1 protein-coding gene and 1 pseudogene are annotated in these 6,042 nt (G+C 42.7%); both read left to right on the forward strand.

The window, feature by feature from the left end; all coding sequences use genetic code 11:
- A pseudogene (locus F6K38_RS33375) lies at positions 1-233 on the forward strand (ATP-binding protein); the annotation flags it as partial.
- Positions 234-609: 376 nt separating this feature from the next.
- Positions 610-5,601: a WD40 domain-containing protein gene (locus F6K38_RS33380; RefSeq protein ID WP_287359385.1), complete on the forward strand. Its 4,992-nt coding sequence runs from the start codon at positions 610-612 to the stop codon at positions 5,599-5,601.
- Positions 5,602-6,042 lie beyond the last annotated feature (441 nt).

Below are 6,042 nucleotides of genomic sequence, written 5' to 3' on the forward strand. Positions count from 1 at the left end.
CCCGTAATGGTCTAGAACGTATGATTAAGGCTCAGCTTCATAAACTTGTCTTAGCGATCACTAATGATGAGTGGGATTTACTGGGTAAAGTAGCTAAGGAGAAGAAAGTGACTGGAGATGATGGATATCAAATCTTAATCCGCAGTCGCTTTGTTTACGAGTATTATGATCAAGAAGAACCTTGGTTTGATGTTAATCCAATTTTAGCAGAAGCTAAGGAACTACAGCCATAGCATTTATAAATAGGTTATGAACAATATTGCTGATTTATTATATAGCGCTACGCGCAAGGCAAGAGGCAAGAGGCAAAAGGCAAAAGTTCAATAAAACAGCTTTTGCTGCTTGTATCAATGTCAAACACCTTAATGCGTAGTGCTATAACATCAAAAACTGTTTCGATCTCTTTCCTACTGCTCCCTGCTCCCTGGTAAGCATTCAGCTATCAGCTATCAGCTATCAGCTATCAGCTCATGGGCTAGGCTCACACTAATTGAGGTGTTTATGGGGAAAGTGCCAGCGTCGAAGCCTGTGCCACCACAGGCTAGAAGCCTGTGCCACCTTGAGGTGCTTTTGAATAAAATAAGCTGACCGCTGACTGCTGAATGCTGAATGCTTACGCTCCCTGCTCCCTGCTCCCTGCTCCCTGCTCCCTGCTCCCTGTTCCCTGTTCCCTGTTCCCTGTTCCCTTTGCGATATATGAGTGCCTCCGATAAAACCAAAGAGGTTGCTGCCTACAACGACCGTGCGTTGCAAAGATTGGCTTGGGCAATTGAAGCTTCTCAGGGGCAATTTTCGCTGATTTTTGCACACTGTAACTATACCTATGTACAGCAGCAAATGACTGAGGGGCTCCGAGAAACCTGTTCTGTTCAAATCCGCGACGTTGTGCTAAAAAAGTCTGATAGCAGACTTTATAGCAAGATTCGGCAGGAATTAGGTGATCAGCAGCCAGGGGTTGTGATGGTCTTTGGCTTAGAGGCTGTTGATGATATTGATAGCTTGCTGGCTGCCACTAACCGAGTGCGGGAAGAGTTTCGGAAAAATTTCCATTTCCCCCTAGTGCTGTGGATTAATGATCAGGTTCAAACCAAATTGCTTCGGGTTGCTCCTGATTTGGAGAGTTGGGGCACAACTAGGGAGTTTCAAACCCCTCCTGATTCCTTATCTTATGAATTAATCTATACTCTCTCTCAAAAAGCCAAGGAGATATTGACTAACTTTCCAGACTCTGATCCTGACAAATTTTTGTATGAGCTAAATCGGGGGATAGATGATCTATCAGAATTTGAGTCAGCTTGGCAAGATTTACAACATCACAACCAGGAAATAGAACCAGAGTTAGAAGCTAGTTTTTACTTGATGGTAGGTCGCAATTACTATGCTAAACAACAGTTTGAAGAATCCTTACGTTACTTTCATAAAAGCTTAGATCTATGGCAAAGACTAACCCGCTGCGATTGGCAAGGCATGGTTTTATTTCATATCGGGTTGTGTCCTTATGGAAAACCTGAACCACAAAATTTAGTTGAACAATGTGTTGATAGTTTAGCTCAGATATCTGATCAGGATTTAGCTAACCGATTGATTACTCAATTTGCCAGAGTCTTGCAACGCTTACAACGATGGGCAGACTTGGAAACCTTAGCCCAAAGGTCTCTAACACTGCATAGTGCCAATGGTAAGTCAATTGAGTTAGCGAAAGATTATGGTTTTCTGGCGGAGGTGGCTTTAGATAAATTAGCTTGGACTGAAGCTAAGGGATTAGCAGAGCAAGCACTCTCCATCCTGAAAACTAGTTTGTCGCCTGAATCAACAGCAACCTCATCCAAACAAAAAGCAAAATTAGATGGGATTCAATCCTTTGATAAAGCTTGGTATTTATTATTATTAGCAAGAGCAGAAAAAGGTCTTTGTAAGTATCAAGACAGTATCAAGTATCTCGAAATAGCTAAAGCAGAAACTCCAGCCCATTATGCTCCAGAGCTTTATATTATGATTTTGGCAAGCTGGCGAGAATTATACCTTGAAAAGGGTGACTATCTAGCTGCTTTTAGAGTTAAACAAGAACGAATATCCATTGAGCAACAGTTTGGCTTGCGAGCTTTTATCGGTACAGGGAGATTACAGCCAAAACGCAGAAGAGCTAAGTCTCAACTTCCAGCCCTTGAGCAGCCGGAAATGGTTGCAGATGAAATTATTGCTTCTGGTAGACAACAAGATATCAATAATTTGCTCGAAAGAATTGGCAATACTAGTTGTAAATTAACTGTTATTCATGGACCATCTGGAGTTGGAAAAAGTTCCTTAATCTATGCAGGATTAGTTCCAATTCTCAAGCAAAGAGCTATTGGTCAACGAGATGTATTGCCAATTGCCATACGAGTCTATACTGACTGGGTTAGGCAGTTAGGCGAGTTATTGGTTAATGCACTAAGAGCAAGAGGGCTTAGTCTTTCTGTTGAAGCAGATTCAGTAACTAGCATCTTGCAACAGTTGCAAGAAAATGGTGACCGAAACTTACTAACAGTTTTAATTTTTGATCAGTTTGAAGAATTATTTGTTGCTGTCCCAGATATAGTCGATCGTAATCTTTTATTGGAATTTTTAAAAACAGCAATTGACTATATTCCTTATACTCAAGTGATTCTGTCATTAAGGGAAGACTATCTACACTATCTCTTAAAATTTCAACGTTCAAAAAAAATAGATACTATCAATTACATATTAAGCCAAGATATACTTTATTATCTAGGAAACTTTTCTCAAGAAAATAGTGATAAGTTTATACAACATGTAACAACTAAACTTCATTTGTATTTGGAAAATGCTTTGATTAATCAACTTGTAAATGATTTAGCAGGAGAGCTAGGTGAAGTTCGTCCCATTGAGTTACAGATTGTGGGATTACAATTACAAGAAGAGAAAATTTATAAACTGGTTGAGTATCAAGCAATCGGTTCTAAACAAAAGCTATTGGAGCGATTTTTAGCTGGAGTTGTTAAAGACTGTGGTTATTGGAATGAACGTGAGGCAAGACTAGTTTTATACCTCCTAACAGATGAAAATAACACTCGACCACTCAAGTCAAGGGCAGAGTTAGGATCGGGTTTATTCGATCTCGGAGTAGGAGAGATAGAAAACCTAGATTTAATATTAGAGATCTTCGTCAACTCAGGATTGGTTTTACTTTTGCCAGAATTTTCGACTGCGCACTATCAATTAGTACACGACTATCTTGTTCCTATTATTCGTCAATCGACAGGAGCTTTAATAATCACTGAATTGGAACAGGAGAGACTAGCAAGAAAAGAGGCGGAACGAAGTAAATTAAGACTAGAAGAGGCGTTTTTTAAAAGCCGATTTAGAGCATCAATTGTCAAAAAAATGATTATTATGGTAGTATTAATACTATTGACCGGACTACTATTTGCGAGACAAGTTAAAATACTAAAGACTCTTGCTCTTGCTCAATCCTCAGAAGCCCTATTTAACAGAAATAGGGAGTCACTTGATCCACTCATATTAGCTTTAAAGGCAGGAACACAACTTAAGTCAGCAATCGCAGTAGGAACCAATACCCGCACTCAGACTTTAGCTGCATTACAGCAAGCCCTTTATGGAGTCAGAGAGCGCAATCGTTTGGAAGGTTATGACAGTTGGGTTAATAGCGTCACTTTCAGTCCTGATGGTGAAATCCTTGCCACTAGCATTGCTGATAGTACGGTCAAACTTTGGAGGGGAGATGATGAAATACTAACCGTTCTCCCAGGGCATACAGATACAGTCAATAGCGTCAGTGTTAGTCGTGATGGTGAAATCCTTGCCACTGGCAGTGCTGATGGCACCGTCAAACTCTGGAGTATAGACGGTCAATTACGACACACCCTCCAGGGGCATGAAACTGAGGTTACAAGTATCGGTTTCAGCCGGGACGGTCAGGTGATTGTCAGTGGTAGTCGCGGCGGAATAGTAAGATTGTGGGACAGACAGGGCAACCCAATTGGGCAACCCTTTGCAATACAGAACGCTAGTATTACGAGTCTCAGTTTCAGTCCTGACGGTAAGGTGATTGCCAGTGGTAGTAGCAACGGAATAGTAAGATTGTGGGACAAACAAGGCAACCGAATTGGGCAAACCTTTATGGGGCATAAAGCTGATGTTACAAGTATCAGTTTTAGCCCTGATGGTCAGACCCTTGCCACTGCTAGTCTGGATGGAGCTGTTAGACTTTGGAATCTTCAAGGAAAGGAAATTCTTACTTTCCAGAGTTCTGGTGCCACAATCAACAGCGTTAGCTTCAGTCTTGATGGTCAGACAATTGCCACTGGCAGTTTAGATGGAACTGTTAAGCTTTGGAGTCGGGAAGGTCAGGAACTCCAAATCTTGCGGGGTCATAAGAGAGGGATTGCAATTATGAGCTTTAGTCCCGATGGCAAAATTTTAGCCACCGCCAGCAGAGACTTGACCGTCAGACTCTGGAGCGTTGAGGACTATGATCTCAAAACCCAAACCCTATTTGGACATAAGGCTGTGGTTGATAGCGTCAGCTTTAGTCCCGATGGTCGCACAATTGCCACTGCTAGCTTCGATGGAACTGTTAAAGTATGGGAACGAGACGGTACACTAGTCAGTACCTTAGAAGGACATCAAGGTGCAGTCATAAGTCTTAGTTTCAGCCCTGATGATAATGTCATTGCCAGTCTTGGTTTGGATGGAAGTGTCAAACTCTGGAAACTAGACGGTACACTAGTGAAGACCTTAGAAGAAAATCAAAATCCAATCATAAGTTTTAGTTTCAGCCCTGATGGGAAATTCCTTGCCAGTGCTGGTTTGGATGGAACGGTAAAGCTATGGAGTCTGGAGGGTAAACTAATCAAAACTATTGATGCCCATAAAGCTAGTGTTTACAGCGTCAGTTTCAGCCCTGATGCACAATTATTTGCCAGTGCTAGTAACGATGGAACCGTAAAACTCTGGAATTTAATAGGTCAACAACTGGCAACTCTCAAGGGACATAACGATGATTTTGACAGTGTCAAGTTCAGCCCTAATGGCAAAATCATCGCTACTGCTAGTAAGGATGGAACCCTTAAACTCTGGAATTTGAGCGGTGAAGAACTTGAAACTCTCAAGGGGCATAGTGCTGCGGTGATTAGCCTCAGCTTTAGCCGTGACGGTCAGACCCTTGCTACCGCGAGTCTGGATGGAACTATTAAACTTTGGAATTTGCAAGGTCAACAACTGGCAACTCTTAAGGGACATAGTGGTGTAGTCAATAGCCTCAGTTTTATCCCCTACGGTACCATACTTGCCAGTGGTAGTAGTGACGGGACAGTCAAACTCTGGAGTCTTCCGGAGGGTAAAGTACTCCAAACCCTCAAGAGTAGTGGTGCTGCGATCAATAGTGTTAGCTTCAGCCCTGACGGCAAGACTCTTGCTACGGCTAGTGAGGATAAAACTGTAATGTTATGGAATATCGATCTAGCTCTAAGTAGTCTAGATGAGCTACTGCGACGTGGTTGCGATTGGGCTGGGGATTATCTAAGGTATAACCCGAATGTAAGATTAAGCGATCGCACTCTTTGTAGAGGCATCAAGTAAAACGCGATTGACCTTTGGTCACGCTATAGGCATTGCCGACGCTGCTTGAGGTGCGATCGCACTGGTCCGATTGTGATTAATCCGTTGGTGGGCAGTGCCTACTTTGGCGATTGCTAACCACATGAATCGGTCGAAAGCACTGCCCACCCTACATCAACTACTAAAACGCGAATGCACTCTTTTTAGAGGCATCAAGTAAAACGCGATTGACCTTTGGTCACGCTATAGGCATTGCCGACGCTGCTTGAGGTGCGATCGCACTGTTTGTCGAGGCTTCACTAAAACGCGATTGACCTTTGGTCACGCTTCGCGATCGCACTACGGGCATCTTTCCGATTGAGTTGCAGCAAGAACTGCTGCGGGAACTGGGTGCCATTGAAGTAGGAGTGGGAACTTTGGTCGCTACCAATGCCAGAATGGCAGAAGCGGTCAAAGGTAGCG

Source organism: Moorena sp. SIO3B2 (assembly GCF_010692525.1).
Lineage (GTDB): Bacteria > Cyanobacteriota > Cyanobacteriia > Cyanobacteriales > Coleofasciculaceae > Moorena > Moorena producens.

What these genes read in the sequence shown, in the direction of transcription:
- F6K38_RS33380 (WP_287359385.1), top strand. Translation starts at nt 610, where the DNA reads ATGCTTACGCTCCCTGCTCCCTGCTCCCTGCTCCCTGCTCCCTGCTCC.